Annotated in this window: 21 protein-coding genes, 1 tRNA gene and 2 pseudogenes; 15 read left to right on the top strand and 9 right to left on the bottom strand. The window is 61.0% G+C overall.

Annotation, left to right across the window (positions count from 1 at the left end):
- Positions 1 to 15: 15 nt before the first annotated feature.
- The 3 genes from ACR52_RS14985 to ACR52_RS14975 all read right to left on the bottom strand — a co-directional run bounded on the left by ACR52_RS14985 (position 16) and on the right by ACR52_RS14975 (position 1,853).
- Complete coding sequence (locus ACR52_RS14985; protein ID WP_048725448.1) at positions 16 to 333, bottom strand: hypothetical protein; 318 nt, start codon at positions 331 to 333, stop codon at positions 16 to 18.
- Positions 334 to 588: 255 nt separating this feature from the next.
- Positions 589 to 1,671 carry a site-specific integrase gene (locus ACR52_RS14980; RefSeq protein WP_236692146.1) on the bottom strand — a complete coding sequence of 361 codons (1,083 nt, stop codon included), beginning with the start codon at positions 1,669 to 1,671 and terminating at the stop codon, positions 589 to 591.
- 105 nt (positions 1,672 to 1,776) lie between these two features.
- Positions 1,777 to 1,853: transfer RNA gene (locus tag ACR52_RS14975), tRNA-Arg, on the bottom strand.
- Positions 1,854 to 2,224: 371 nt separating this feature from the next.
- Between ACR52_RS14975 and gabD the strand changes: the two genes are divergently transcribed.
- From gabD to ACR52_RS14960, 3 genes and pseudogenes are all read left to right on the top strand, one after another.
- Positions 2,225 to 3,667 carry an NADP-dependent succinate-semialdehyde dehydrogenase gene (gene gabD / locus ACR52_RS14970; protein ID WP_048725445.1) on the top strand — a complete coding sequence of 481 codons (1,443 nt, stop codon included), beginning with the start codon at positions 2,225 to 2,227 and terminating at the stop codon, positions 3,665 to 3,667.
- A 198-nt stretch (positions 3,668 to 3,865) separates the two neighbouring features.
- A complete protein-coding gene (gabT, locus tag ACR52_RS14965) occupies positions 3,866 to 5,143 on the top strand; it encodes a 4-aminobutyrate--2-oxoglutarate transaminase (protein ID WP_048725443.1) in 1,278 nt (425 codons plus the stop codon).
- Positions 5,144 to 5,291: 148 nt separating this feature from the next.
- Positions 5,292 to 5,912 (top strand): annotated as a pseudogene (locus ACR52_RS14960) (HDOD domain-containing protein); the annotation flags it as partial.
- Positions 5,913 to 6,009: 97 nt separating this feature from the next.
- On the opposite strand, the gene ACR52_RS14955 reads toward ACR52_RS14960, so the two are convergent.
- Together ACR52_RS14955 and desA are read right to left on the bottom strand one after the other, a co-directional pair.
- A complete protein-coding gene (locus ACR52_RS14955) occupies positions 6,010 to 7,011 on the bottom strand; it encodes a GGDEF domain-containing protein (protein WP_048725441.1) in 1,002 nt (333 codons plus the stop codon).
- Between the two features lie 200 nt (positions 7,012 to 7,211).
- Positions 7,212 to 8,396 (bottom strand): delta-9 fatty acid desaturase DesA, encoded by a 1,185-nt coding sequence (gene desA / locus ACR52_RS14950; RefSeq protein ID WP_048725439.1) that lies wholly within the window; start codon positions 8,394 to 8,396, stop codon positions 7,212 to 7,214.
- 165 nt (positions 8,397 to 8,561) lie between these two features.
- Here desA and dibA point away from each other — a divergent pair, with 165 nt between their 5' ends.
- From dibA to ACR52_RS14920, 6 genes are all read left to right on the top strand, one after another.
- On the top strand, positions 8,562 to 10,475 hold the full coding sequence (gene dibA, locus ACR52_RS14945) for a phosphodiesterase DibA (RefSeq protein ID WP_048725438.1): 1,914 nt from the start codon (positions 8,562 to 8,564) through the stop codon (positions 10,473 to 10,475).
- A gap of 301 nt (positions 10,476 to 10,776) precedes the next feature.
- Entirely contained in the window at positions 10,777 to 10,959 is a 183-nt protein-coding gene (gene oscA / locus ACR52_RS14940; RefSeq protein WP_003170956.1) for a sulfur starvation response protein OscA, read from the top strand.
- 66 nt (positions 10,960 to 11,025) lie between these two features.
- A complete protein-coding gene (locus tag ACR52_RS14935; RefSeq protein WP_048725433.1) occupies positions 11,026 to 12,036 on the top strand; it encodes a sulfate ABC transporter substrate-binding protein in 1,011 nt (336 codons plus the stop codon).
- A gap of 244 nt (positions 12,037 to 12,280) precedes the next feature.
- Positions 12,281 to 13,099 (top strand): sulfate ABC transporter permease subunit CysT, encoded by an 819-nt coding sequence (cysT, locus tag ACR52_RS14930; protein WP_048725431.1) that lies wholly within the window; start codon positions 12,281 to 12,283, stop codon positions 13,097 to 13,099.
- A 13-nt stretch (positions 13,100 to 13,112) separates the two neighbouring features.
- Entirely contained in the window at positions 13,113 to 13,985 is an 873-nt protein-coding gene (cysW, locus tag ACR52_RS14925; protein WP_048725428.1) for a sulfate ABC transporter permease subunit CysW, read from the top strand.
- Between the two features lie 3 nt (positions 13,986 to 13,988).
- Complete coding sequence (locus tag ACR52_RS14920; protein WP_048725426.1) at positions 13,989 to 14,969, top strand: sulfate/molybdate ABC transporter ATP-binding protein; 981 nt, start codon at positions 13,989 to 13,991, stop codon at positions 14,967 to 14,969.
- Between the two features lie 124 nt (positions 14,970 to 15,093).
- Here the strand turns inward: ACR52_RS14920 and ACR52_RS14915 are convergent, their stop codons facing one another.
- Positions 15,094 to 15,621 carry an Mpo1 family 2-hydroxy fatty acid dioxygenase gene (locus ACR52_RS14915; protein ID WP_048725423.1) on the bottom strand — a complete coding sequence of 176 codons (528 nt, stop codon included), beginning with the start codon at positions 15,619 to 15,621 and terminating at the stop codon, positions 15,094 to 15,096.
- Between the two features lie 83 nt (positions 15,622 to 15,704).
- Between ACR52_RS14915 and ACR52_RS14910 the strand changes: the two genes are divergently transcribed.
- Positions 15,705 to 16,391 (top strand): Crp/Fnr family transcriptional regulator, encoded by a 687-nt coding sequence (locus ACR52_RS14910; RefSeq protein WP_048725422.1) that lies wholly within the window; start codon positions 15,705 to 15,707, stop codon positions 16,389 to 16,391.
- Between the two features lie 38 nt (positions 16,392 to 16,429).
- Positions 16,430 to 16,795: a response regulator transcription factor gene (locus tag ACR52_RS14905; protein WP_048725420.1), complete on the top strand. Its 366-nt coding sequence runs from the start codon at positions 16,430 to 16,432 to the stop codon at positions 16,793 to 16,795.
- A 127-nt stretch (positions 16,796 to 16,922) separates the two neighbouring features.
- On the opposite strand, the gene ACR52_RS14900 is transcribed toward ACR52_RS14905, so the two are convergent.
- Complete coding sequence (locus tag ACR52_RS14900; RefSeq protein WP_048725418.1) at positions 16,923 to 17,927, bottom strand: AraC family transcriptional regulator; 1,005 nt, start codon at positions 17,925 to 17,927, stop codon at positions 16,923 to 16,925.
- Positions 17,928 to 18,027: 100 nt separating this feature from the next.
- Between ACR52_RS14900 and ACR52_RS14895 the strand changes: the two genes are divergently transcribed.
- Positions 18,028 to 19,122, top strand: coding sequence for a fatty acid desaturase (locus ACR52_RS14895; protein ID WP_048725416.1), 1,095 nt, complete (start codon positions 18,028 to 18,030; stop codon positions 19,120 to 19,122).
- On the opposite strand, the gene ACR52_RS14890 is transcribed toward ACR52_RS14895, so the two are convergent.
- Together ACR52_RS14890 and ACR52_RS14885 are read right to left on the bottom strand one after the other, a co-directional pair.
- Positions 19,013 to 19,948, bottom strand: a complete 936-nt coding sequence (locus ACR52_RS14890) for a LysR family transcriptional regulator (RefSeq protein WP_048725413.1) — start codon at positions 19,946 to 19,948, stop codon at positions 19,013 to 19,015. The genes ACR52_RS14895 and ACR52_RS14890 overlap by 110 nt on opposite strands.
- A gap of 96 nt (positions 19,949 to 20,044) precedes the next feature.
- Entirely contained in the window at positions 20,045 to 21,226 is a 1,182-nt protein-coding gene (locus ACR52_RS14885; RefSeq protein WP_048725411.1) for a CynX/NimT family MFS transporter, read from the bottom strand.
- A 109-nt stretch (positions 21,227 to 21,335) separates the two neighbouring features.
- On the opposite strand from ACR52_RS14885, the gene ACR52_RS14880 reads away from it, so the two are divergent.
- The 3 genes and pseudogenes from ACR52_RS14880 to ACR52_RS14870 all read left to right on the top strand — a co-directional run bounded on the left by ACR52_RS14880 (position 21,336) and on the right by ACR52_RS14870 (position 23,434).
- Positions 21,336 to 22,187 carry a LysR family transcriptional regulator gene (locus ACR52_RS14880; protein WP_048725409.1) on the top strand — a complete coding sequence of 284 codons (852 nt, stop codon included), beginning with the start codon at positions 21,336 to 21,338 and terminating at the stop codon, positions 22,185 to 22,187.
- A 196-nt stretch (positions 22,188 to 22,383) separates the two neighbouring features.
- Positions 22,384 to 22,551 (top strand): annotated as a pseudogene (locus tag ACR52_RS14875) (ExbD/TolR family protein); the annotation flags it as partial.
- Between the two features lie 301 nt (positions 22,552 to 22,852).
- Entirely contained in the window at positions 22,853 to 23,434 is a 582-nt protein-coding gene (locus ACR52_RS14870) for an alpha/beta hydrolase (protein WP_048725407.1), read from the top strand.
- The last annotated feature ends 23 nt before the right edge of the window (positions 23,435 to 23,457 follow it).

Genomic DNA, 23,457 nt, shown 5'->3' with positions numbered 1-23,457 from the left:
ACTCCTTGCTCGTGCTTAGATGTGGAAAATCCGCAGGCGAACTTGCCCGCCACTAACCTGGAGCACACGTGCTTGATATTGCTCGCCCTGGGTCATGCAGTTACGCAGTTGAGTGAGAAGCGAGTGGATGACACTTCCGGCCTCGGCGCCATTCCACAGTGCTATGACGATTTGATGGCCGGTCGTTGCAAAGGCGATATCAAGAGTATCGCCGACGCTTAGCTGGCTAACCACTGATGCTTTCGGCGATGCAAGCTGGGTATCGAACTGGAGGGTGTCGCATGAATTGGCGGGCGTGGATGAGCCCAGATAGCTTCCGCCTGAACCGGACATATGCATTTCCTTTTGCTAGTCGTATAGAGGGCCTAATAACTAGCACACAGCAGGGGCAAAAGGCCACTGAGATCAATGTTTATAGTCGTCTCGAAGTGGCGCGCTCTAATGATCAAAGGTGGCAAAGTGGCAGGGATCGACTTCTGCCGGTCGAGGTCTCAACTGTACTGCTCAAGTCCGATTAAACCGACTGGCCAAGTTTAGTGCAAATGATGGCCCGCCCGTGCAATTACCCTCAGACGGGGTCTGGCTCGATCAGGCCAGCTTCGCCGCCAGCTCCTCCGCAGTAATGTTGTAGTACCGCTTGAGCATGTTCACCTCCCTATGGCCCGTCACGCTCGCAAGCTCGATCAGATTCGGCAGTTTGGTCGCAAGCCGACAAGTTGCTTCATGCCGCAGATCGTGAAAGCGAAGATTGATCAGGAAGTCCTCCTGAGGTGTTACTTGCGCAGCCCCGCAATCTCCCAAGTATTTCAGCCTCGCACGCTCCAGCCCTCGCACAAACGCCTTCTTGAGAGCATCAGCCGTGGTGGGGAAGACTCGTCCGCACAGCGAGCGCGGTAAATCCTTGAGCAACTGAATAGCCTTAGGCGAGAGCGGGACGGTTCTCGGCAGTCCGTTCTTCGTCGCAGGCAGGTGCGCGGTTCTACGTTCCAGGTTCACATGCTTCCAGCGCAGCTCGAAAATCTCGCCACGGCGCATGGCTGTCTCAATCGCGAGTTGGACGATGGGCCGTATCCAGGGATTGTGTGATGCATCGGCGTAGGTCCCATCAGCACGTCGCTCACGAAGCTCTAACGCGCCAAGCATGTATTGCTCTTCAATTGGGTCGAGCCGTCGCGAGCGCTCGTCGTTGTAGCTGGGGCGGCTGACCATCCTGACTGGATTCTCGGCCAGATGGATTCCCCACTCGCGGCGAGCGACCTCGATCACGCATTGAAACAAAGCCAGCTCACGCTTCACCGTATTGCCCTTGCGGATCTTCAGGCGCTCGTCACGGTAGCGGGCGAAATCTGAAGAGGTGAGGGTCGCGACGATGCGCGTCGCCAGCGGATGACGCTTTAGCGCTTCCAGGCGTTTGATTTCCGAGTACGCGCCTTTGTGTTTAGGGGCGATCTCGGAGATGTATCGATCAATGAGTTGATGAAAGGCGGTGCGTTCAGCCTCGACCCGAGAGACAAAGATGCCCCGGTCGATTTCGCTTTCGATCATGCGTGCCCAGGCTTGGGCGTCGGACTTGGTTTCGAAAGTTTTGCGCTGGGCTGGATAGCCCTTACGGCGAATTTGCGCTTCCCACTGATACTCGCCGCGATTCCTGATTGTTGCCATTTCGACCATTCCCGCCACACTTGAGTGTGGCAAATTTGTGGCAAAAACGACTTTCAGGACTAGGACAGGTTTCTGGCAGTGGAGCTAACCCCTTGTAATACAAGGGATAGAAGGTGGTGCACCCGGCGGGATTCGAACCCACGACCCCTGCCTTCGGAGGGCAGTACTCTATCCAGCTGAGCTACGGATGCTTGTGCGGGCGACATCATACCCATGTCGACCTTGGGCGTCCATGCTGGTCTTTGGCCGTTTAAAGGTAGGAATTTGCCGCACAGAGGCCCTGCGTCGGGCGGTAGGGATCAGCGCCGTGGAACCTGGCCCAGCTACGCTGATCAGAAAGATTCGGCAAATGCGCCGTTTTCGTTCTTTTTTTCGAACAGACTATTGCCCTGTACCCCCATTGATCCTAGGATTCGTTTGAGATTTCAAACGCTCTGTCTCCCGTGCGCTGTTCACTTCCCTCCGCGCGCTGGGGCTGATTTCCCTGACGGCAGCCCACAAGGCGCCTTTCAACAACTCTAATTCGCTCCGCGTGCGCGCGGTGCTGTTAAGGAAAGCCGACATGCAGCTCAAAGATACCCAGTTGTTCCGCCAACAAGCCTATATCGATGGCGCTTGGGTCGATGCGGACAATGGTCAGACTATCAAGGTCAACAACCCGGCCACGGGCGAAATTCTCGGCACCGTGCCGAAGATGGGCGCCGCTGAAACTCGCCGCGCCATCGAAGCCGCCGACAAGGCCTTGCCGGCCTGGCGTGCACTGACCGCCAAGGAGCGCGCCAACAAGCTGCGCCGTTGGTTCGAGCTGATCATCGAGAACCAGGACGACCTGGCCCGCCTGATGACCCTGGAACAGGGCAAGCCGCTGGCCGAAGCCAAGGGCGAAATCGTCTACGCCGCCTCCTTTATCGAGTGGTTCGCCGAAGAAGCCAAGCGCATCTACGGTGACGTGATTCCGGGCCACCAGCCGGACAAGCGCCTGATCGTGATCAAGCAGCCGATCGGTGTGACTGCCGCCATCACGCCGTGGAACTTCCCGGCCGCGATGATCACCCGTAAAGCCGGCCCGGCCCTGGCCGCCGGTTGCACCATGGTGCTCAAGCCTGCCTCGCAAACCCCGTTCTCCGCGTTCGCCCTGGCTGAACTGGCCCAGCGTGCCGGCATTCCGAAAGGCGTGTTCAGCGTGGTCTCCGGCAGCGCCGGCGATATCGGCAGCGAGCTGACCAGCAACCCGATCGTGCGTAAATTGTCCTTTACCGGCTCGACCGAAATCGGTCGCCAGCTGATGGCCGAATGCGCCAAGGACATCAAGAAAGTGTCCCTGGAGTTGGGCGGCAACGCGCCATTTATCGTGTTCGACGACGCGGATCTGGATAAGGCCGTCGAAGGCGCGATCATTTCCAAATACCGCAACAACGGCCAGACCTGCGTCTGCGCCAACCGCCTGTACATCCAGGATTCGGTGTACGACGCGTTCGCTGAAAAACTCAAAGTGGCTGTGGCCAAGCTCAAGATCGGCAACGGTCTGGAAGAAGGCACTACCACCGGCCCGCTGATCGACGAAAAAGCCGTGGCCAAGGTTCAGGAGCACATCGCTGATGCCCTGAGCAAAGGCGCCACGCTGTTGGCCGGTGGCAAGGTGATGGAAGGCAACTTCTTCGAGCCGACCATCCTCACCAACGTGCCGAAAAACGCCGCAGTGGCGAAGGAAGAAACCTTCGGCCCGCTGGCGCCACTGTTCCGCTTCAAAGACGAAGCCGAAGTGATCGCGATGTCCAACGACACCGAGTTCGGCCTGGCATCCTACTTCTATGCGCGTGACCTGGGCCGTGTGTTCCGTGTGGCTGAAGCCCTGGAATACGGCATGGTCGGCGTGAACACCGGGTTGATCTCCAACGAAGTGGCGCCGTTCGGCGGCATCAAGGCGTCGGGCCTGGGCCGTGAAGGCTCCAAGTACGGGATCGAGGATTACCTGGAAATCAAATACCTCTGCCTGGGCATCTAAGCGCTGTTAGGGCTAAGCCCGGCACGAGATTGCAGCAAACACAGAGGGCACGAGAGCGCTGTCCCTTTGTGTGTTTCAAGACGTTATTCGTAGTGGCCGGGAAAGCTGTGGCAGTCGATCATCGCATGCTGCCGTAGTTGCCTCCCCGCCACGGTTTCCTTGAACAACGCCACCCGATGAGTGGCGAATGAGGACTTTATGAGCAAGACCAACGCTTCCCTGATGAAACGCCGCGAAGCCGCTGTACCGCGCGGTGTTGGCCAGATTCACCCGATCTTCGCTGAATCCGCGAAGAACGCCACCGTGACCGATGTTGAAGGTCGCGAGTTCATCGACTTCGCCGGCGGTATCGCCGTGCTGAACACCGGCCACGTGCACCCGAAAATCATCGCCGCCGTGACCGCGCAGCTGAACAAGCTGACCCACACCTGCTTCCAGGTACTGGCCTACGAGCCCTACGTGGAGCTGTGCGAAAAAATCAACGCCAAGGTCCCAGGTGATTTCGCGAAGAAAACCCTGCTGGTCACCACCGGTTCCGAAGCCGTCGAAAACGCCGTGAAAATCGCCCGTGCCGCCACTGGTCGTGCTGGCGTGATCGCCTTCACCGGTGCTTATCACGGCCGCACCATGATGACCCTGGGTCTCACCGGCAAAGTCGTGCCTTACTCGGCCGGCATGGGCCTGATGCCAGGCGGCGTATTCCGCGCGCTGTTTCCTAACGAACTGCACGGCGTGAGCGATGACGATTCCATCGCCAGCATCGAACGCATCTTCAAAAACGATGCCGAGCCGCGTGACATCGCTGCCATCATCATCGAGCCGGTGCAGGGCGAAGGCGGTTTCTACGTCGCGCCGAAGACCTTCATGAAGCGCCTGCGCGAACTGTGCGACAAGCACGGCATCCTGCTGATCGCCGACGAAGTGCAAACCGGTGCCGGCCGTACCGGTACCTTCTTCGCCATGGAGCAGATGGGCGTTTCTGCCGACCTGACCACCTTCGCCAAATCCATCGCCGGCGGCTTCCCGCTGGCCGGTGTGTGCGGCAAGGCCGAGTACATGGACGCCATCGCCCCAGGTGGCCTGGGCGGCACCTACGCCGGTAGCCCGATCGCTTGCGCCGCAGCCCTGGCGGTGATGGAAGTGTTTGAAGAAGAGCACCTGCTGGACCGCTGCAAGGCTGTCGGCGAGCGCCTGGTGACTGGCCTGAAAGCGATTCAAGCCAAGTACCCGGTGATCGGCGAAGTCCGTGCCCTGGGCGCGATGATCGCCGTCGAGCTGTTCGAAGATGGCGACAGCCACAAGCCAAACGCCGCTGCCGTCGCCTCCGTGGTGGCCAAGGCGCGTGACAAGGGCCTGATCCTGCTGTCGTGCGGTACTTACGGCAACGTGTTGCGTGTACTGGTCCCGCTGACTTCTCCGGACGAGCAGTTGGACAAAGGCTTGGCGATCATTGAAGAGTGCTTCGCAGAGCTTTAAGCAGCAAGTTACAAGCTGCAAGTGATGAACCGCTTGCAGTTTTTAGCTTGAAACTTGCCGCTCAAAGAAGCCGGCCGTGAACAAAAAAACCGCTTATGCGGTTTTTTTTGTTCACGGCCGGCTTCTTTGACTTATGTGCAAACATTAAATCACTGCCGTCCTGATCGCCGCCGCCAACAGCGCCGGCTATCACGGTACGCCGGTGCAGACCCTGTCCGCCGCGCTGCACAAGCTGGCGCCGGGGCAAAGCATGAACCTGATCCTGGGCCTCGCCCTCAAGCACAATGTGGTGTTGGGTGACCCGGCGCTGGTGGCCTATGCCGAGCGTCACTGGCAATTGTCCCAGGACACTGCCGACTACGCCCGGCGCCTGGCGCGCATGCTGGAGCTGGACCACGCGCGCTGCTACAGCGCGGGTATCCTGCATCGCCTGGGTGACTTGGCGTTGTTGCGCTGTCTGGAAGACTGGCGCCAGGGCGGCGGTGCACTGGATGACGAAGCCATCGGCGAATCCCTCTACACCTTTGGCGCTGCCTTTGGTTCGGCGCTGCGCACGCGTTGGCGCTTGCCGCTGGAGCTGCGCCAGTTGATCGCTGGGATCTATTCCCTAGAGGGCGGGGTGTATTCGCGCGAGGCACTGGTGGTGAACCTGGCGGCGCAGATGGCGCGCTTGACCGAGCGCGAAGGGCTGGAAGAGCTGGCCAGGAGCAAGACCGCGCGCTTGCTCAGGGTGGGGTTGTCGGAGCTGACCCGGGTACGCAACACCTGAAGATCACACCCAGCCCCTGTAGGCGCCGGCTTGCCAGCGACAGTGGGGGTGGCTGACGCACCGCGATTACCGTCAAGCCGGCTCAGGTTGCTCGGCGTTAACCGGCTATTACGCGATTTTTGCCCTGGCGCTTGGCTTCATACATGGCGGCGTCGGCGCGGGCGAAGAGGCTGTCCAGGGTTGAATCTTCCTCGGTGAGGCTGGCCAGGCCCTGGCTGACGGTCACGGTAAACGCCCGGCCTTCGTAGCTGAAATTCAGTGCCTGGATTTCCTTGCCCAGGCGCTCGGCCACCTGCAGCGCCATCTCCGGCGGGCAACCGGGCAGTACGGCGGCAAACTCTTCGCCACCAATGCGCCCGAACAGGTCGCCACGGCGCAATACTCCTCGACCGCTCTCGGCGATACGCCGCAACACCTGATCGCCCTCCAGGTGGCCGTAGGTATCGTTGACGTCTTTGAAGTCATCGATGTCCAGCAGCAGGAACGCCAACGGCGCACCCTGGGCGCAGGCGCTGTCGAAGGCCTGGTTGGCGCATTCGAAAAAGTGCCGGCGGTTGCTGCTCTGGGTCAGCACATCGGTGGTGGCCAGGCGGTGCAGTTCGAGCTCCATCTGTTTCTTTTCGGTGATGTCCTCGGCCATGCCGACCACGATCACCGGCTCACCCGGTTCAACCTGCTGGTTGATGTAGCACTTGTCGCTCAGCCAGCGAATCTGCCCGTCAGCGGTGATGATGCGGTACTCACGGTCTTCCACCGCGCTATGGTCCAGCACGCGGGCCAGGCTGTGTTCGGCGTAGTCGAGGTCTTCGGGGTGAATGCTGTTGCGCCATTCCCGGTAGTCGGCGAGCAACAGGCCGGCCGAACGTCCAAAGATGCGCTCATACGCCGGGCTTACGTACAGCACGCGGCGCGTCTCCCAATCGATGGCCCACAGCACGGCATTTACGCTGACCAGCAGTGAACTCAGCAACTGCTCGCGCTCACTCAGCCGTTCGACTTCGCCTTGGGCGTGCATCAACGCCAGCAACGTTGCCGCAGCTGCAGGCCGTGGCTGCTCAGCCTTAGGGGGATCGGACAGGAAGGGCTTTTCGTGGACCATCGGCACAACTCTCTCTGGGCGCGCCGCAGGGTTCAGCGGCGGTCACAACAAGGGGTCACCATGATGGCGAAGTGTTGTTTGAGAGGGGCGAATTGCGGCTAAGTTCCGTCATCAGGGGCGATTGTGACGGATTAAGGGGCGTCTGGAGAATGGCGTCAAAAAAGCGAATAAGGGGGAGGGCAGGGCCTCCCCCCGTACGTTCAGACCGCCGCAGGGCGCAGCGAATAGGTCTTCAGTTGGTGGGCAAAATCCCGCAGGGACTGGATGCCGCTGGCCTCGGCCTCATGCACCCATTCCTTCATGGCGGCGAGCATATCGTGGCCATTTGAGCTGGTCTTGAGCCAGATCTGCTGCAGCGCCAGACGCTTCTCGTAGATCACTTTCAAAGCCTGGCTGTGTTCCAGCATGCTTTGGATACGCAGGTGGTGGCGGTCATCCAGCAAGCTGGTTTCCCGCGACAACAGGCGCTTGGCGCGGTGGAATTGGTGACGCACCGAGTGGTCGACCTTTTCCAGCTCCTGCTTGACCAGCGGGCCAATCACCAGCTTGCGGTACTGGGCCATGATCTGGAAGCGGTTGTTGAGGATCGCCATGGCGGTGTCCATGTCCAAGTTACCCTTGCCTTCCACGCGGTGGGCGATCGGTGCCACGCGCTGCACTTTGGCCAGGCGCAAGAAACTGAACACTTTGATCCATGCCCAACCGAGGTCGAACTCCCACTTCTTCACCGACAACTTCGCGGAGTTGGGGTAGGTGTGGTGATTGTTATGCAGTTCTTCGCCACCGACGATGATGCCCCAGGGCACCAGGTTGGTCGCCGCGTCGCGGCATTCGAAGTTGCGATAGCCGATGGCATGGCCCAGGCCGTTGATCACGCCAGCGGCCCAGAACGGAATCCACATCATCTGAATGGCCCAGATGGTGATGCCGATGGTGCCGAACAGCATCAGGTCGATTACGCCCATGATCGCCACGCCCAGCAGCGGGTAGCGGGTATAGACGTTACGTTCGATCCAGTCGTCCGGGCAGTTCTTGCCGTAGATGCGCAGCGTCTCCGGGTTTTCCGCTTCGGCGCGGTACAGCTCGGCACCTTTGCGCAGCACGGTGGAGAGTCCCTTGATCACCGGGCTGTGCGGGTCGTCTACGGTTTCGCACTTGGCGTGGTGCTTGCGGTGGATAGCGGTCCACTCGCGGGTGTTCTGTGCCGTGGTCAACCACAGCCAGAAGCGGAAGAAGTGTTTCAGGCCGGCATTGAGCTCCAGGGAGCGATGGGCTGAATAACGGTGCAGATAGACGGTGACCGCGATGATGGTCACGTGGGTCATCAACAGAGTGACTGCCACCAGTTGCCAGGCTGACAAGTCAAGAAAACCGTTGTACCACATAGGCTGTATGGCCCTCAGATATAGAAAAGAACAGCTCACGCATTATCACTAAGCCCACAGATAAAACCAGCCGCCCTTTCAGATAGGAGTGACTGGATGTTTCTTATTCTATAATCCGCAGCCTTCGTAGGGCGATTCTGTTTTTTGGTAAGGATTACTGACCATATGCTGTTTTCATACCGAGGTGCCCTGCGTGCTGGGCTGGTATATCTGTTGGTTTCGATGGCCTGGATAGGTCTTACTCATCGCGTATTGATCGAGTTTCTCGATAACCCGAGCGATCTGAACCTCTGGCTGCAGGTGCGCGGCTATGCGTGGGTGGTGCTCAGCGCCCTGGTGATTTACCTGATGTGTGCCCGTTTTGCCCGGGCTCATCAGCTGCAACAACCGTTGAAAGAGAGCCGCGATCGCTTGCGCCAGGCGGCCGCCGTGTTTGATTGCACCCGTGAAGGCGTGTTGGTTTCCGATGCCAAAGGCCTGATCGTGCATGTAAACCGGGCGTTTATGGAAATCACCGGCTACCAGCGCGATGACGTCATGGGCCAGCAGCCGAGCTTGTTCAAGTCCGGGCGCCATTCGTCGAGTTTTTACCAGCAGATGTTCCAAACCCTGGAGTGCACCGGCGAATGGAGCGGCGAAATCTGGAACCGACGTAAAAGCGGCGAGATTTATCCACAGTGGCAAACCATCCGCGTGATTCATGATGATCAGGGCCAGGTCAGCCATTACGTCGCGGTGTTTTCCGATATCAGCGCCATCAAGGACTCCGAGCACGAACTGGCGCACCTGGCGCATCACGACCCCCTCACCGACCTGCCCAACCGCCTACTGTTCACCGACCGCGCCGAGCAGGCGCTGGCCTCGGCGCAAGTCCACAAACGCGGCTGCGCCCTGCTGTTGCTGGACCTGGACCATTTCAAGATCATCAACGACAGTCTCGGCCATAACGTTGGTGACCAGTTGCTCAAGCTGGTGGGCGAGCGGCTCAAAGGCCTGTTTGGCTCCGGCGTGACCCTGGCGCGCCTGGGCGGGGATGAGTTCGCGGTGCTGGTGGAAAGTTGTCCACAGGTGATTCAAGCCGCCGCCCTGGCGCAACACATGCTCGATGCGATGAAACAGCCCTTCATTTTTGACGGTAACCAGCTGTTTATCAGCGCCAGCATTGGCATCAGCCTGTTTCCCAGTGACGCTTTGAGCGCCGAACAATTGTTGCGCAACGCCGATTCCGCGCTGTTCAAGGCCAAGAGCGCCGGCCGCGAAGGCTACGCCTTGTACACCGAAGAGCTGACCGCCCATGCGCAGAACCGTGTGGAAATCGCCAGTGAAATGCGCCGCGCCATCGAGCAGCAGGAACTGCGCGTCTACTACCAGCCGGTGCACGATTTACAGGATCGCCGCCTGGTTGGCGTCGAAGCGCTGGTGCGTTGGCAACATCCGGAGCGCGGCCTGGTGCCGCCGAGCGAGTTCATCCCCATTGCCGAACGCACTGGGTTGATTGCCGATATCGATGCATGGGTGATGGACCAGGCCTGCCGGCAGATGTGCCGATGGCTGGCCGAAGGCGCGCCGCTGAGCTTTATCGCCGTCAACGTGTCCAGCCGTTTGTTCGCCCGGCGCGAGCTGTACGACCAAGTGGCCCAGGTGCTGCACGACACCGGCCTGGACCCGGCTTTCCTGGAGTTGGAAGTCACCGAAAGCGCGGTGATGGGCGACCCGGAAATGGCCCTGGAACAACTGCATCGCCTGCGCGAGCTGGGCCTGCGACTGGCCATTGATGACTTCGGCACCGGCTATTCCTCCCTGCTGCGCCTCAAGCGCCTGCCGGTGCAAAAGCTCAAGATCGACCAGGGTTTTGTCGCCGGGTTGCCGTGGGACGAAGACGACGCTGCCATCGTGCGGGTGGTCATCGCGCTGGCGAAGAGCATGGGCATGCAAGTGCACGCCGAAGGCATCGAACAGGTGGAGCAGGCGCAGTTCCTGTTGGACCATGCGTGTGATTTGGGTCAGGGGTACTGGTTTGGCAAGCCGATGCCTGCGGATGAGATTGACTGGGATCGGGCGCCCGCCATTCGGCATTGAAATGCGGCCCAATGTGGGAGGGGGCTTGCTCCCGATAGCGGAGTGTCAGTTGACCTGTTTATCAGCTGATCCACGGCTATCGGGAGCAAGCCCCCTCCCACATTGGGATCTTCTCAAGGCTTAATTTTGGCGATGATCCCTAAAATCCATTCGCAACCCCACGTCCTGTCAGAAAATTCTTTTTGGTTATATAAACATTCTTAAATAGTATTTTTAAGAATATCCGCGCTTATCTACTATCGCCCTCACGCCACAAGCAGTGCCGCCACTGCGAGGCACTATTCATTTCAGGAGCGAGACCATGAGCGCATCTCTACGTAGCGTCGACGGCCAGGACGAAGCAGCCATTTTGCGTGAGATCCAGAGCGCCCTGCGCGATCTGCGGTTTGGCGCGGTGGAAATCACAGTGCACAACGCGCAAGTGGTACAGATCGAACGTAAAGAAAAATTCCGTCTGCAGAACCCGGGTAACAAACCGAGCTAAGCAAGAACGGCGATAGACCCGCAACTATAAGAAAAAGCCAACACCCCAGAATTTCAGGAGCTTTCTATGTCGTCGATTCGCCGTTATGCCCTGGCCGCCCTGGCCAGTGCCGTGTTTGCAGGTTCCGCCGTTGCCAAGGACTACGAATTACTCAACGTCTCGTACGATCCTACCCGTGAGCTGTACCAGGACTACAACGCTGAGTTCACCAGCTTCTGGAAGCAGTCCCACCCTGGCGACAACGTCAAGATCCAGCAATCCCACGGTGGTTCGGGCAAGCAAGGCCGGGCCGTGATCGACGGCCTGCGCGCCGACGTGGTGACCCTGGCCCTGGCCGGTGACATCGACGAAATCGCCAAGTTGGGCAAAACCCTGCCGGAAAACTGGCAGACCCGCCTGCCGGACGCCAGCACCCCGTACACCTCGACCATCGTGTTCCTGGTGCGCAAGGGCAACCCTAAAGGCATCAAGGATTGGGGCGACCTGATCAAGAATGACGTGTCGGTGATCACGCCGAACCCGAAAACCTCTGGCGGCGCCCGCTGGAACTTCCTCGCCGCCTGGGCCTACGGCCTGAAATCCGGTGGCAGCGAAGCCAAGGCCCAGGAATACGTGAAGGCGTTGTTCAAGCACGTGCCGATCCTGGATACCGGTGCTCGCGGTTCGACCATTACCTTCGTCAACAATGGTCAGGGTGACGTGTTGCTGGCCTGGGAAAACGAGGCGTTCCTGGCCTTGAAAGAAGACGGTGGCGCTGACAAGTTCGACATCATCGTGCCTTCCCTGTCGATCCTCGCGGAGCCTCCAGTGGCTGTAGTCGACAAGAACGCCGAGAAAAAGGGCAATACCGAAATCGCTACTGAATACCTGAAACACCTGTACAGCCCGGCAGGCCAGGAGATTGCGGCGAAGAACTTCTACCGCCCACGCGATGCAAAAGTGGCCGCCAAATACGCTCAACAGTTCCCGAAACTGGACCTGGTGACTATCGACAAAGACTTCGGCGGCTGGAAAACTGCCCAACCGAAATTCTTTAACGACGGTGGCGTGTTCGACCAGATCTACACGGCGCAGTAAGCAACACCTCTACTGTTGGAGGCGGGCTTATTGTGGCGAGGGAGCTTGCTCCCGCTGGAGCGCGAAGCGCTCCCAAAGCAGCCTCAAAGGTGCATCTGATGCAACTGGGTTGTCTGTTTTGGGGCTGCTTCGCAGCCCAGCGGGAGCAAGCTCCCTCGCCACGCAGGGGCACCCGTCCACAGTGGTCAGGAGCCCGCATTCGTTTGCGGGTTTTGCATGTCAGTTCCGCTAACCAAGGACTCTTATGTCGCGTCGTATTTCCCCCGTCATACCCGGCTTCGGGCTGACGCTGGGCTACACCGTCGTGTATCTCAGCCTGATCGTGCTCATCCCCCTCGCGGCGATGTTTGTACACGCCGCTCAACTCACCTGGGATCAGTTCTGGGCCATCATCTCCGCACCGCGCGTGCTGGCGGCGTTGAAACTGAGCTTCAGCACCGCGCTGTACGCCGCGTTGATCAACGGCGTGATCGGCACGCTGCTGGCCTGGGTACTGGTGCGCTATACGTTCCCCGGCCGCAAGATCATCGATGCGATGATCGACCTGCCGTTCGCGTTGCCCACGGCCGTAGCCGGTATCGCGCTGACTGCGCTGTACACGCCGACAGGCCTTGTCGGGCAATTCGCCGCCGACATGGGCTTCAAAATCGCCTATTCCCCCCTGGGCATCACCCTGGCACTGACCTTCGTCACGCTGCCCTTCGTGGTGCGCACGGTGCAGCCGGTACTGGCCGATATCCCCCGGGAAATCGAAGAGGCCGCCGCCTGCCTCGGCGCCAAGCCGTTGCAGGTGTTCCGCTACATCCTCGTGCCCGCATTGCTGCCTGCCTGGCTGACCGGCTTCGCCCTGGCGTTTGCCCGTGGCGTCGGTGAGTACGGTTCGGTGATTTTTATCGCCGGCAACATGCCGATGAAAACCGAGATCCTGCCGCTGCTGATCATGGTCAAGCTCGACCAATACGACTATCGCGGCGCCACCTCCATTGGTGTGCTGATGCTGGTGGTTTCCTTTGTTTTGCTGCTGCTGATCAACTTGTTGCAGCGGCGCATCGAACGTCCATAAGGAGGCGCGGAACATGTCCCAATCGTCTATTTCCGCCGCGTCCTCGGCCAACGCTGCCCGTCGTGGCAGCGCGGTGTCGCGACGCATCCTGATCAGCCTTGGCTGGCTGGTGTTCTTCCTGTTCCTGCTGCTGCCGCTGTTTATCGTGGTGTCCCAGGGCCTGAAGAATGGCCTCGGCGCGTTCTTTACCGCGATCCTCGAGCCCGACGCGCTGTCGGCGCTGAAACTCACGGTGATCGCCGTGCTGATTTCGGTGCCGCTCAACGTGGTGTTCGGCGTCAGCGCCGCGTGGTGCGTGAGCAAGTACTCGTTCCGTGGCAAGAGCATCCTGGTGACGCTGATCGACCTGCCGTTCTCGGTCTCGCCGGTGATCGCGGGTCTCGTGTATGTGCTGATGTTCGGCGCCCAGGGCTTCTTTGGCCCGTGGCTGCAGGAACACGACATCCAGATCGTGTTCGCTTTGCCCGGCATCGTGCTGGCGACTATCTTCGTCACCGTGCCGTTCGTGGCCCGTGAGCTGATCCCGCTGATGCAGGAGCAGGGCACCCAGGAAGAAGAGGCCGCGCGTTTGCTTGGCGCCAACGGCTGGCAGATGTTCTGGCATGTGACCGTGCCGAATATCAAATGGGGCCTGATCTACGGCGTGGTGCTGTGTACCGCACGGGCCATGGGTGAGTTCGGCGCGGTGTCGGTGGTGTCCGGCCACATTCGCGGCGTGACCAACACCTTGCCGCTGCACGTCGAGATTCTTTACAACGAATACAACCACGTTGCCGCGTTTGCGGTGGCGAGTCTGCTGCTGATCCTGGCGCTCTTCATCCTGCTGCTCAAGCAGTGGAGCGAGAACCGTATTAATCGTCTGCGCGCAGCAAGCGGTGAGGAATAAGTCATGTCGATCGAAGTCCGTAATGTCAGCAAGAATTTCAATGCGTTCAAGGCCCTGAACGGCATCAATCTGGACATACAGAGTGGCGAGCTGGTGGCGTTGCTCGGCCCGTCCGGCTGTGGCAAGACCACCTTGCTGCGCATCATCGCAGGCCTCGAAACCCCGGATGACGGCAGCATCGTGTTCCACGGTGAAGACGTCTCGGGCCACGACGTGCGTGATCGCAACGTCGGGTTTGTGTTCCAGCACTATGCGCTGTTTCGGCATATGACCGTGTTCGACAACGTCGCTTTCGGCCTGCGCATGAAGCCGAAGAACCAGCGCCCGAACGAAACCCAGATCGCCAGCAAAGTTCACGAACTGCTGAACATGGTGCAACTGGATTGGCTGTCGGATCGCTACCCGGAGCAACTCTCCGGTGGCCAGCGCCAGCGCATTGCCCTGGCCCGCGCTTTGGCGGTGGAGCCGAAAGTGCTGTTGCTTGACGAACCGTTCGGCGCCCTCGACGCCAAGGTGCGTAAAGAGCTGCGCCGCTGGCTGGCGCGCCTGCACGAAGACATCAACCTGACCTCGGTGTTCGTGACCCACGACCAGGAAGAGGCCATGGAAGTCGCCGACCGTATCGTGGTGATGAACAAGGGCGTGATCGAGCAGATCGGCTCACCGGGTGAAGTCTACGAAAACCCGGCCAGCGATTTCGTCTATCACTTCCTCGGTGACTCCAACCGCCTGCACCTGGGTGAGGACCAGCACGTGCTGTTTCGCCCGCATGAAGTCTCGCTGTCGCGCCATGAGCTGGAAGATCACCACGCGGCGCAAGTGCGTGATATTCGTCCGCTGGGCGCTACTACGCGGGTGACGTTGAAGGTGGAAGGGCAGAGCGAGTTGATCGAAGCTGAAGTGGTGAAAGACCACGACAGCCTGACCGGCCTGGCGCGTGGCGAGACGCTTTTCTTCAAACCCAAGGTCTGGCAAAAAGCCTGACCCCTGATCGTTCCCACGCGCAGCAAAGGAATGCCTCTTGTGACGCTCTGCGTCACGCCTTGGGACGCGGAGCGTCCTGGGCTGCATTCCCACGCAGAGCGTGGGAACGATCAAATCAAAACATTTAGACCTTTCTCGGCTCGAGATCGCGGCGCATGACTGGCCCCGACCGCTCTTCAATCTGCTGCTTGAGGTCCTGCCGCAACCCCACCAGAAACGCCAACTCCGCCACCACAAACAACGGCCCGACGATCAGCCCCGACACGTCATCCACAAACGCCGGCTTCTTGCCTTCGTAATAATGGCCGACAAACTGAATCACCCAGCCCACCACAAACATCCCGACGCCGCTGCTGAGCCACACCGTGGTGCTCTGCGCCGCCAGCACGTGCCCGGCCCACACCGATAACCCCATCAACACCGTCATCAGCACGCCCAGCGCCAGCTCCAGGCGCAGGTAAAACCACGCCGAAAACAGCGCGACTATCACCGCCGGCGAGAGCCAGAGCCCGCCCACCGCCCATTCCGGGCGTGACAGCAGCACGGCCACGGCGACGACAATCAGCGGGATGCCGATAAAGTGGCTGGCGATATTGCGCGGGTCGCGGTGGTACGCGGCGTATTGACTGAGGTGGTCGACGAGGCTTTTCATTGTTATTCCTCCTGTAGGATGCTTGAGCATGCCCTGTCGGCCCGCGACGAACTGTCAGCTGGGCGACAATCTTCGGAGTTCTGATGGACCTAGAGAAATGGCGCCCCCAGTTGGCAACCGGTCACTGGTTCAGCCACCTGCCCGCTGGCTTGCAAAGCAGCCTGATCACCCACGCCCGGCTGCGGCACCTGACGGCGGGGCAATACCTGTTCAAGCGCGGCGATCCACCTTGTGGCCTGTATGCGGTGCTCGAAGGCGCCGTGCGTATCAGCGCGGTGAGCGAGCAGGGCAAGGAAGCGGTGTTGAGCCTGGTGGAGCTGCCTTACTGGTTCGGTGAGATCTCGCTGTTCGACGGCTTGCCGCGCACCCACGACGCCTGCGCCGTTGGCCCGTGCACGCTGTTGCAGGTGCCGCAGCCTGCGATGCTCGGCATTCTTGAAGAAACACCGCGTTACTGGCGCGACCTGGCGCTGTTGATGAGCCAGAAATTGCGCCTGACCTTTATCAATATCGAACAGTTGAGCCTGATGCCGGCGTCGGTGCGGGTAGCGCACCGCCTGTTGATGATTGTCGACGGCTACGGTGAGGTCGCGCAGTCGCGCCGCGTGGTGCAAATGCCCCAGGAAGACCTGGCGGCGATGCTGTGCCTGTCGCGCCAGACCACCAACGCCCTGCTCAAGGACCTGCAAGCCCAGGGCATCGTGCGGCTGGGCTATGGCGAGATCGAAATCCTCGACGCACAGCGGCTGCGGGAGGCGGCGCACACCTGAGGGTGTTAGCCTGCAGGTCTGATTAATCGAGGTGTGTTATGCGCGTTCTGTTAGTGGAACATGAATCCGAAGAAGCACGGCAGATGGCCGAGGGCCTGGAGGGCGCCGGTTATACCGTGGAAGTCGCGGCCAACGGCATGGCGGCGTTACGGTTTGTCGAAAGCGACGTGTACGAACTGGTGATTCTGGATGTGATGCTGCCGGGGCTGAATGCCTGGAAGTTGCAGCAGGCGATTCGGCTGAAGGGCGATACGCCGGTGTTGTTTTTGACCACGCCGGGCGGGATTGAAGATCGCTTGCGCGGGTTGGAATTGCATGAGGATGATTATCTGCTCAAGCCATTTGAGGACAGGGCTTTAATCGCGCGGGTCAAGAAGCTGTTGCGGCGGGATCGGGGCCGCTGAATGATCCCGTAATTGTAGTGCCTGAACGATCGCCATCGGGAGCAAGCCCCCTCCCACATTTGAAATGCGTTCCCCTGTGGGAGGGGGCTTGCTCCCGATGAGGCCACCACCCTCCCCACAAATCCGCCTACCGCAACCCATCCCGAAACTGCCCCGGCGTCATCCCCGTCCAGCGCTTGAACGCGCGGTTAAAACTGCTGGTATCGGCAAACCCGAGCAAATGACTGATCTCCGTCAATGAGCACTGCGGATCACGCAGGTGCACCAACGCCAGGTTCTCCCGGCACTCATTAAGCAACGCATCAAACCTGCAGCCCTCATCCGCCAGATGCCGCTGCAAGCTGCGCAGGCTCAGGTGCAAGGCCTGGGCGATGCGTTCGGCACTCGGCTCGCCCTCCGGCAATTGCGCCTCGATGGCTGCGCGTACCTTGCGCTCCCAGGTCAGCGGTTGCAGCTGGGCGAGGGTGCGCTTGAGCACGGTTTCGTTGTGTTCGGCCAGCTCCGGGTTGGCGTCGTCCAGGTGGCTGTCGAAGTCGCGGGCGGCGAATTCCAGGCGGTCCTCGCAGGCGCTGAAGAACACTGGCGCGCGAAACACCGTGTGCCACGGCGTGGGGTCCACGGGCTCCGGGCGCCGCAGGTGCACCGCCAAGGGTGCATAGTCGCGGCCCAGGCGATTGCGGCAAGTGCGCACGTAGATCGCGGCAAAGGCATCGATGGCTTCGAGCGCTGGTGGCTGGCCGCCCTCGGGTTGCAGCAGGCGAAAGCAATAGCGCTCGCCGTCCCGGCTAAGCTCCAGGGTCAGCGCATCGCTGACCACCTGGTGATACCGCACGATACGCTCGAACACTTCACGCAAGCTGCCGCTGGCCACCAACGCATAGCCCAGCGCATGAAAGGTGGTGGGGCTGACAAACCGCGACACGCGCAACCCGATTGCCGCATCGCCGCTGGCCTGCACCGCCAGTTCCCACAAGCGTGTGGTGGCCGAGAGCGGGTAGCGCGCGTTGGGGTCGTCCATCTGCAGCGGGTCGAGCCCGGCTTGCGCGCACAGCACGGCGCTGTCGAGGCCCAGGGCGTCGAGTTGCTTGCGCAGGGCGCGGGTCCAGCTGGCGAGGGACGTGGGTTCGGTCATGACGATTGGCGCTTGCGGTCAACAAGTTGGCGTCCGGGGCTAGCGTCCTGCCAGATCGCTTGGGGCAGGATGGACACATCAATAAACAGAGGATGGGAGCATGGACGGTACTTCTGCAAGTCCCCAACAGATGAACGCGCAACAGCGTTCGGCGCATATCCGTGAGGTGGTGCTCGCCGAAGGCGTGCGATTGCGCCAGCAGCACCCCTGGCTGCTGCATCAGGATGCACTGGGCGCGGGTATTCTGGCCTTCGCCCTGCTGGGTATGGTGGGTTCGGCGGCGCTCTACATCAACGGTTACATGGCCTGGTGGGTCTGCCTGCTGCTCAACGCATTCCTGGCATCACTGACCCACGAGCTGGAACACGACCTGATCCACAGCATGTACTTTCGCAAGCAGCGCCTGCCCCATAACCTGATGATGGGCCTGGTGTGGCTGGCGCGGCCGAGCACAATCAACCCGTGGATACGCCGGCATTTGCACCTCAACCACCACAAGGTCTCGGGCACCGAGACCGACATGGAGGAGCGGGCGATCACCAATGGCGAGCCCTGGGGTTTTGCGCGCTTGCTGATGGTGGGCGATAACGTGATGTCGGCGTTTATCCGCATGCTGCGCGCCAAGACCTGGGGCCACAAACTCAAGATCCTCAAGCGCTCGCTGCTGGTGTACGCACCCCTGGCGCTGCTGCATTGGGGCGCGTGGTACGTGTTCCTCGGTTTCCATGCCGCCAATGGCATCGCCAACCTGCTGGGTGCGCCTATCGACTGGTCCGCCGGCACCTTGCAGACGATACACGTGATCGACATCGCCGCCGTAGTGATCATCGGCCCCAACGTGCTGCGCACCTTTTGCCTGCACTTTGTCAGCTCCAACATGCACTACTACGGCGATGTGGAGCTGGGCAATGTGATCCAGCAGACCCAAGTGCTGAACCCATGGTGGATGTGGCCGTTGCAGGCATTCTGCTTCAACTTCGGCAGCACCCACGGCATTCATCATTTTGTGGTGAAGGAGCCGTTTTATATCCGCCAGATGACGGCCAGCGTGGCGCACAAGGTGATGGCGCAGATGGGCGTGCGCTTCAATGATTTCGGGACGTTTGCGCGGGCCAATCGGCTGGGTTTTCCACCGCCTGAAGGGTTTCGATCAGCGCCTTCGCCGCAGGCGACAGCCGAACCCCAGCGCGGCTGATCACCCCGCAGCGGTTGTTCAAGCTGTCGAGTGCGTGGGGCAGATTGCGCCAGTGCAACACACGCAATTCGCCGCTGGCGAACCCGTCGATAAACGCCTCTTCGGCCCCCAGGCCCACCGCGTCGGACTGGCGCACGATGCTCGCCAGCGCGGCGAACTGCTCCAGTTCTATCGCGGGTGCAAAGTCGATGCGCCCGCTGAGGTTGGCCAGCAGCTTGCGAATGCCCGGTGCGATCAGCGGTGTGGCCAGCGGGTAGTCGAACAGGTCGTTGGTGGACAGGCTGTCCTTGGCCAGCAACGGGTGGCCGGCGCGGCAGAAGAACACCGTGCGCCGGGGCGTCAGGGCTTGGGTCTGGAAGTTTGGGTCGGCCTCGAAGTGGCGCACATCAGCGATAAAAAATTCAATCTCCTCGCGGTTCAGGCTGCGGCCGAGTTTTTCCCAATTCTCCACCTGCAAGCGCGTGCGTACCTTGGGGTAGGCGGTGATAAACCGTGCCATCGCCTGGGGGGCGAGGTTGACCGCCGCCACCGCATCGGCGCCAAAGCGTACTTCGCCGGCGTCGAGCTTGGCCATGCGCGTGACTTCGTGGCTGAGCAGCGCCGCGCCTTGCACCAGGCTCAACGCGTGTTGCAGCACCACCTGGCCCTCAGGCGTAGGGCGCAGGTCCTTGTGGGCGCGGTCGACCAGCACGCAACCGAATTCCTGCTCCAGGCCCTGGATGCTGCGGCTGAAGGCCGGTTGAGTGATACCCATGGCGTCGGCGGCGCGCACGAAACTGCGGTATTCGTTAAGCGCAATGAAGTAGCGCAGTTGGCGGAGATCCATGGTGTGCCCGACGTCCTGGGGAGAGCCGGGATTTTAGGGTGATCGCTTATTCCTTAAAAGCAGCTTCTTCGTTTTATATAGATCTTAAATGCATATCTATAGAGCGGGTGCCGTGCGGTATGTCGCCGGGCGGAACACGCGCGTCACCATCAGCATTGCCACTGCCGTTACCGTTAGCACCATCCAGGCGCTGGCAAAATTGCCGGTGAGTTCGCGCAGCCAGCCGGTCATCCACGGCGAAATTGCGTTGATCAAAAAGCCCACACCTTGCACGAAGGCTGCGAGCTGCCCTGCCTCGCGCGGGTCGCGGCGGTGGTCGAGGGTCAGCAACAGGCTCAGGGCGAAACACGCACCCAGGCCGAAGCCGGCCAGCGCCACCCACAGATGGGGAAATTGCAGCGGCGCGAACAGCAGGCCGAGGTAGCCCACGGTTTGGGCCAGCAGGGCGATGCCGAGCAGCGGTCGACGGTCGATGCCGCGCTGTGCGAGCACCGGCATCAGCAGCGCGGCGATCACTTGGAAGATAGTCATGAACGCCAGCAGCGAACCGCTCGGCAACACGTCCCAGCCCAGCTGCTGATAGTAGGCCGGCAGCCACGCGACGATGCTCATGTAGCCCCAATTCACCAGGCCGAAATACAGCGCCAGCAGCCACGCGCGGCGGTTGCGCAGGCCCTTGAACGCGGGCATCACAGTGGCACTTCTCGCCGCGCCCAGCGGTAAAAAAGCCCACAGCAACAGCGCGGCCAGCGCCGGTAACAGCCAGATGCCCAGGCCCGCCTGCCAGCGCTCGAAATGCGTGGCCACCACCGGGCTGAGCAGCGCCGCCAGCCCGCCGCCGGCCATCAGCGAGGCCGAATACACGCCCATCGCCACCGGCACGCGGTGATGGAATTCGCGCTTGATCATCGCCGGCACCAGCGCCTGAATCAGCGCCACCCCGGCGCCGCCGAGCAACGCGGTGACCAGCAGCGCCGACGCCTGGCCCATCAGCCAGCGCGCCAGGCACGCCAGCAGAATCATCATCAGGCCCAGGGCGATGCCACGCCGCTCACCCAGGCGCGCTTCCACGCGAATACCCACCAGCGCCACCAGGCCCATGCACACCACCGGCAGGCTGGTGAGCAGCGCGCTGCTCTGGAAGCTGAGGCCGGTGGCCTGGCGAATCTCGCCCAGCAGCGGGCTGATCGAACTGAGGATCGGCCGCAGGTTCAGGCCCAGCACCACCAGCAGGCCCCATCCGGCGAGTTTGCCGGCGAATGATTGGTTAAGCGTCATGCAAGACCTGTCGCGTGTGCAAAAGAGGCGTGAAGTATGGACAGGCAGCGGGGTATTCTGAAATTAAATATAACCATGCCAACCAGTGGCAAATGGAATGGTGACGCTCATGTTCGACCCCGTGTTGTTGCGCAGTTTTGTCGCCGTGGTGGATTGCGCCAATTTCACCCGCGCCGCCGAGCGCCTGCACTTGACCCAGTCCACTGTGAGCCAGCAGATCCGCCGCCTGGAAGACGCCGTGGCCTGCCAACTGCTCGATCGCGACGAACGTCGCGTGGTCGCGACTGCCGAGGGTGAGCGGCTGCTGGCGTATGCGCGGCGCATCCTCGCGCTGCATGAAGAGGCCGCCGACGTGTTGATCAACCAGCAAAGCGACGGGGTGTTACGCCTCGGCGTGCCGGAAGATTTCGCGGCTGAACGCCTGATGCCGTTGTTGTCGGCGTTCGTGCTGGCGTATCCCCGCGTGCGGCTTGAGGTCACCAGCGGCCTTGGCCCGGAGTTGCAGCGCCAGTACCGCGCCGGCGAGTTCGATGTGTTGCTGGTCAAGCAAATGGGCGACAGCGATGACTGCCTGGCCTCGTGGCCGGAGCCGTTGTGCTGGGTCGACAGCCGCAGCACGGCGTCCCTGGGGCGCGAGCCACTGCCGTTGGTGGCGTTCCCGGTGGGCGGCCTGTACCGCAATGAAATGCTCCATCACCTGGAAGTGGGCGGCTGGCGCTGGCGCATCGGTTATTCCAGCGCGAGCCTGGCGAGTGTGTGTTCGGCGGTGGCGGCGGGGTTGGGCATCAGCCTGCTGCCGCTGAGGGTGGTACAGGCCGGGCATGTGGTACTCGGGGCGGACAGCGGTTTGCCAACGGTGCAGGGCGTACGGCTGGCGCTGTATGGCCGCAGTGGTTTGGGCGCGGCGGGGCAGAGCTTGCAGCGTCAATTGCTAGATTTGTGCGCGAACAGCCCACAGTAAACGCTCGCTGCGACCGCCTGTTGTGGCGAGCAAGCTTCTTGTGGCGAGCGGGCTTGCCCCGCGTTGGGCTGCGAAGCAGCCCCAAAACCTGCCAACGCGATATGCCTGGCACACCCGATGATTCCAACTGGGGCCGCTTCGCAGCCCAACGCGGGGCAAGCCCGCTCACCACAAAACGGCAGCTCGCCACAGCAACCAGCCGCACCTGCTGGAATTCAACCTGCAGGCGGCCAAGGCCAAGGACCCCGATGTGCGGGTGCAACTGCAGGCTGATGATGGTATGAACTGCGGCGAAGTGGCGCGAGCCATGGCGTCTATCGAGCGCGCGGGGATTACCAAGCTGTCGGTGATTACCGCACGTTAGTTTCAAATGCCTCGACAATTTTTTGGCCGTCTCCTTGGCAGGGTGCGGCCTTTTTTTTGCCTGCGATTTATGAATCGCCGCTGGACCCAATGTGGGAGGGGGCTTGCTCCCGATAGCGGTGTGAAGTCAGCACATTCATCAACTGATCCACCGTTATCGGGAGCAAGCCCCCTCCCACATTTCGACTCCCTGTGTATTTTTGAGTTTTTGGTTATGAATAAATAGCTTTTTATTCCTTAACGAATATAACCCCCGTCCCTATACTGTTCAGCAACGTTAAACGCTGCAGGAGGGCACACCCATGCACAGCGAGTCGATTCGTTATCTGATCGTGCCGGGCTGGCAAGGATCGCCAGAAGATCATTGGCAAAGTCACTGGCAGAACAGCCTTCCCAACAGCGCGCGCGTGGAGCAGGCCGATTGGCTGACGCCGCGCCGCGAGGACTGGGTGGCCGCGCTGGCCGAAGGCATCGCGGCCGACAGCACGCCGGTAATCCTGATCGCCCATAGCCTGGGCTGCATCACCGTGGCGCACTGGGCCGCCACCGCACCGGTGCAATGTCTGCGGCAGGTGCGCGGTGCCTTGCTGGTGGCCCCGGCGGATGTCGAACGCCCAGCCTGTGCCCCCGCTTTGCGCAACTTTGCACCGATTCCGACCGACTTGCTGCCGTTTCCCAGCCAGGTGGTCAGTTCCGATAACGACAGCGCCGTCAGTGCCCCCCGGGCCCTGGAGCTGGCGCGTAACTGGGGCGCCGAAGCCGGCATCCTGTCGGGGGCCGGCCATATCAATGTGAAGTCCGGTCACCAACGCTGGGAGCAGGGGTTCGCCTACCTCTATTGCCTGCAAAGCCGTCTTGAGCATCACGCCCGGCGCACTGCCTGAACATTTTTCAACGCCCCGTCCCT

It is taken from the genome of Pseudomonas fildesensis (assembly GCF_001050345.1).
GTDB classification, from domain to species: domain Bacteria; phylum Pseudomonadota; class Gammaproteobacteria; order Pseudomonadales; family Pseudomonadaceae; genus Aquipseudomonas; species Aquipseudomonas fildesensis.
Note: the sequence above shows the minus strand (reverse complement) of the source record. Positions and strands in the feature narration are given on the sequence as shown.

Bases quoted from the DNA above. Each gene is read 5' to 3' on its own strand.
- ACR52_RS14985 (WP_048725448.1), bottom strand. From the start codon at position 333: ATGTCCGGTTCAGGCGGAAGCTATCTGGGCTCATCCACGCCCGCCAAT.
- ACR52_RS14980 (WP_236692146.1), bottom strand. From the start codon at position 1,671: ATGGTCGAAATGGCAACAATCAGGAATCGCGGCGAGTATCAGTGGGAA.
- gabD (WP_048725445.1), top strand. From the start codon at position 2,225: ATGCAGCTCAAAGATACCCAGTTGTTCCGCCAACAAGCCTATATCGAT.
- gabT (WP_048725443.1), top strand. From the start codon at position 3,866: ATGAGCAAGACCAACGCTTCCCTGATGAAACGCCGCGAAGCCGCTGTA.
- ACR52_RS14955 (WP_048725441.1), bottom strand. From the start codon at position 7,011: ATGGTCCACGAAAAGCCCTTCCTGTCCGATCCCCCTAAGGCTGAGCAG.
- desA (WP_048725439.1), bottom strand. From the start codon at position 8,396: ATGTGGTACAACGGTTTTCTTGACTTGTCAGCCTGGCAACTGGTGGCA.
- dibA (WP_048725438.1), top strand. From the start codon at position 8,562: ATGCTGTTTTCATACCGAGGTGCCCTGCGTGCTGGGCTGGTATATCTG.
- oscA (WP_003170956.1), top strand. From the start codon at position 10,777: ATGAGCGCATCTCTACGTAGCGTCGACGGCCAGGACGAAGCAGCCATT.
- ACR52_RS14935 (WP_048725433.1), top strand. From the start codon at position 11,026: ATGTCGTCGATTCGCCGTTATGCCCTGGCCGCCCTGGCCAGTGCCGTG.
- cysT (WP_048725431.1), top strand. From the start codon at position 12,281: ATGTCGCGTCGTATTTCCCCCGTCATACCCGGCTTCGGGCTGACGCTG.
- cysW (WP_048725428.1), top strand. From the start codon at position 13,113: ATGTCCCAATCGTCTATTTCCGCCGCGTCCTCGGCCAACGCTGCCCGT.
- ACR52_RS14920 (WP_048725426.1), top strand. From the start codon at position 13,989: ATGTCGATCGAAGTCCGTAATGTCAGCAAGAATTTCAATGCGTTCAAG.
- ACR52_RS14915 (WP_048725423.1), bottom strand. From the start codon at position 15,621: ATGAAAAGCCTCGTCGACCACCTCAGTCAATACGCCGCGTACCACCGC.
- ACR52_RS14910 (WP_048725422.1), top strand. From the start codon at position 15,705: ATGGACCTAGAGAAATGGCGCCCCCAGTTGGCAACCGGTCACTGGTTC.
- ACR52_RS14905 (WP_048725420.1), top strand. From the start codon at position 16,430: ATGCGCGTTCTGTTAGTGGAACATGAATCCGAAGAAGCACGGCAGATG.
- ACR52_RS14900 (WP_048725418.1), bottom strand. From the start codon at position 17,927: ATGACCGAACCCACGTCCCTCGCCAGCTGGACCCGCGCCCTGCGCAAG.
- ACR52_RS14895 (WP_048725416.1), top strand. From the start codon at position 18,028: ATGGACGGTACTTCTGCAAGTCCCCAACAGATGAACGCGCAACAGCGT.
- ACR52_RS14890 (WP_048725413.1), bottom strand. From the start codon at position 19,948: ATGGATCTCCGCCAACTGCGCTACTTCATTGCGCTTAACGAATACCGC.
- ACR52_RS14885 (WP_048725411.1), bottom strand. From the start codon at position 21,226: ATGACGCTTAACCAATCATTCGCCGGCAAACTCGCCGGATGGGGCCTG.
- ACR52_RS14880 (WP_048725409.1), top strand. From the start codon at position 21,336: ATGTTCGACCCCGTGTTGTTGCGCAGTTTTGTCGCCGTGGTGGATTGC.
- ACR52_RS14870 (WP_048725407.1), top strand. From the start codon at position 22,853: ATGCACAGCGAGTCGATTCGTTATCTGATCGTGCCGGGCTGGCAAGGA.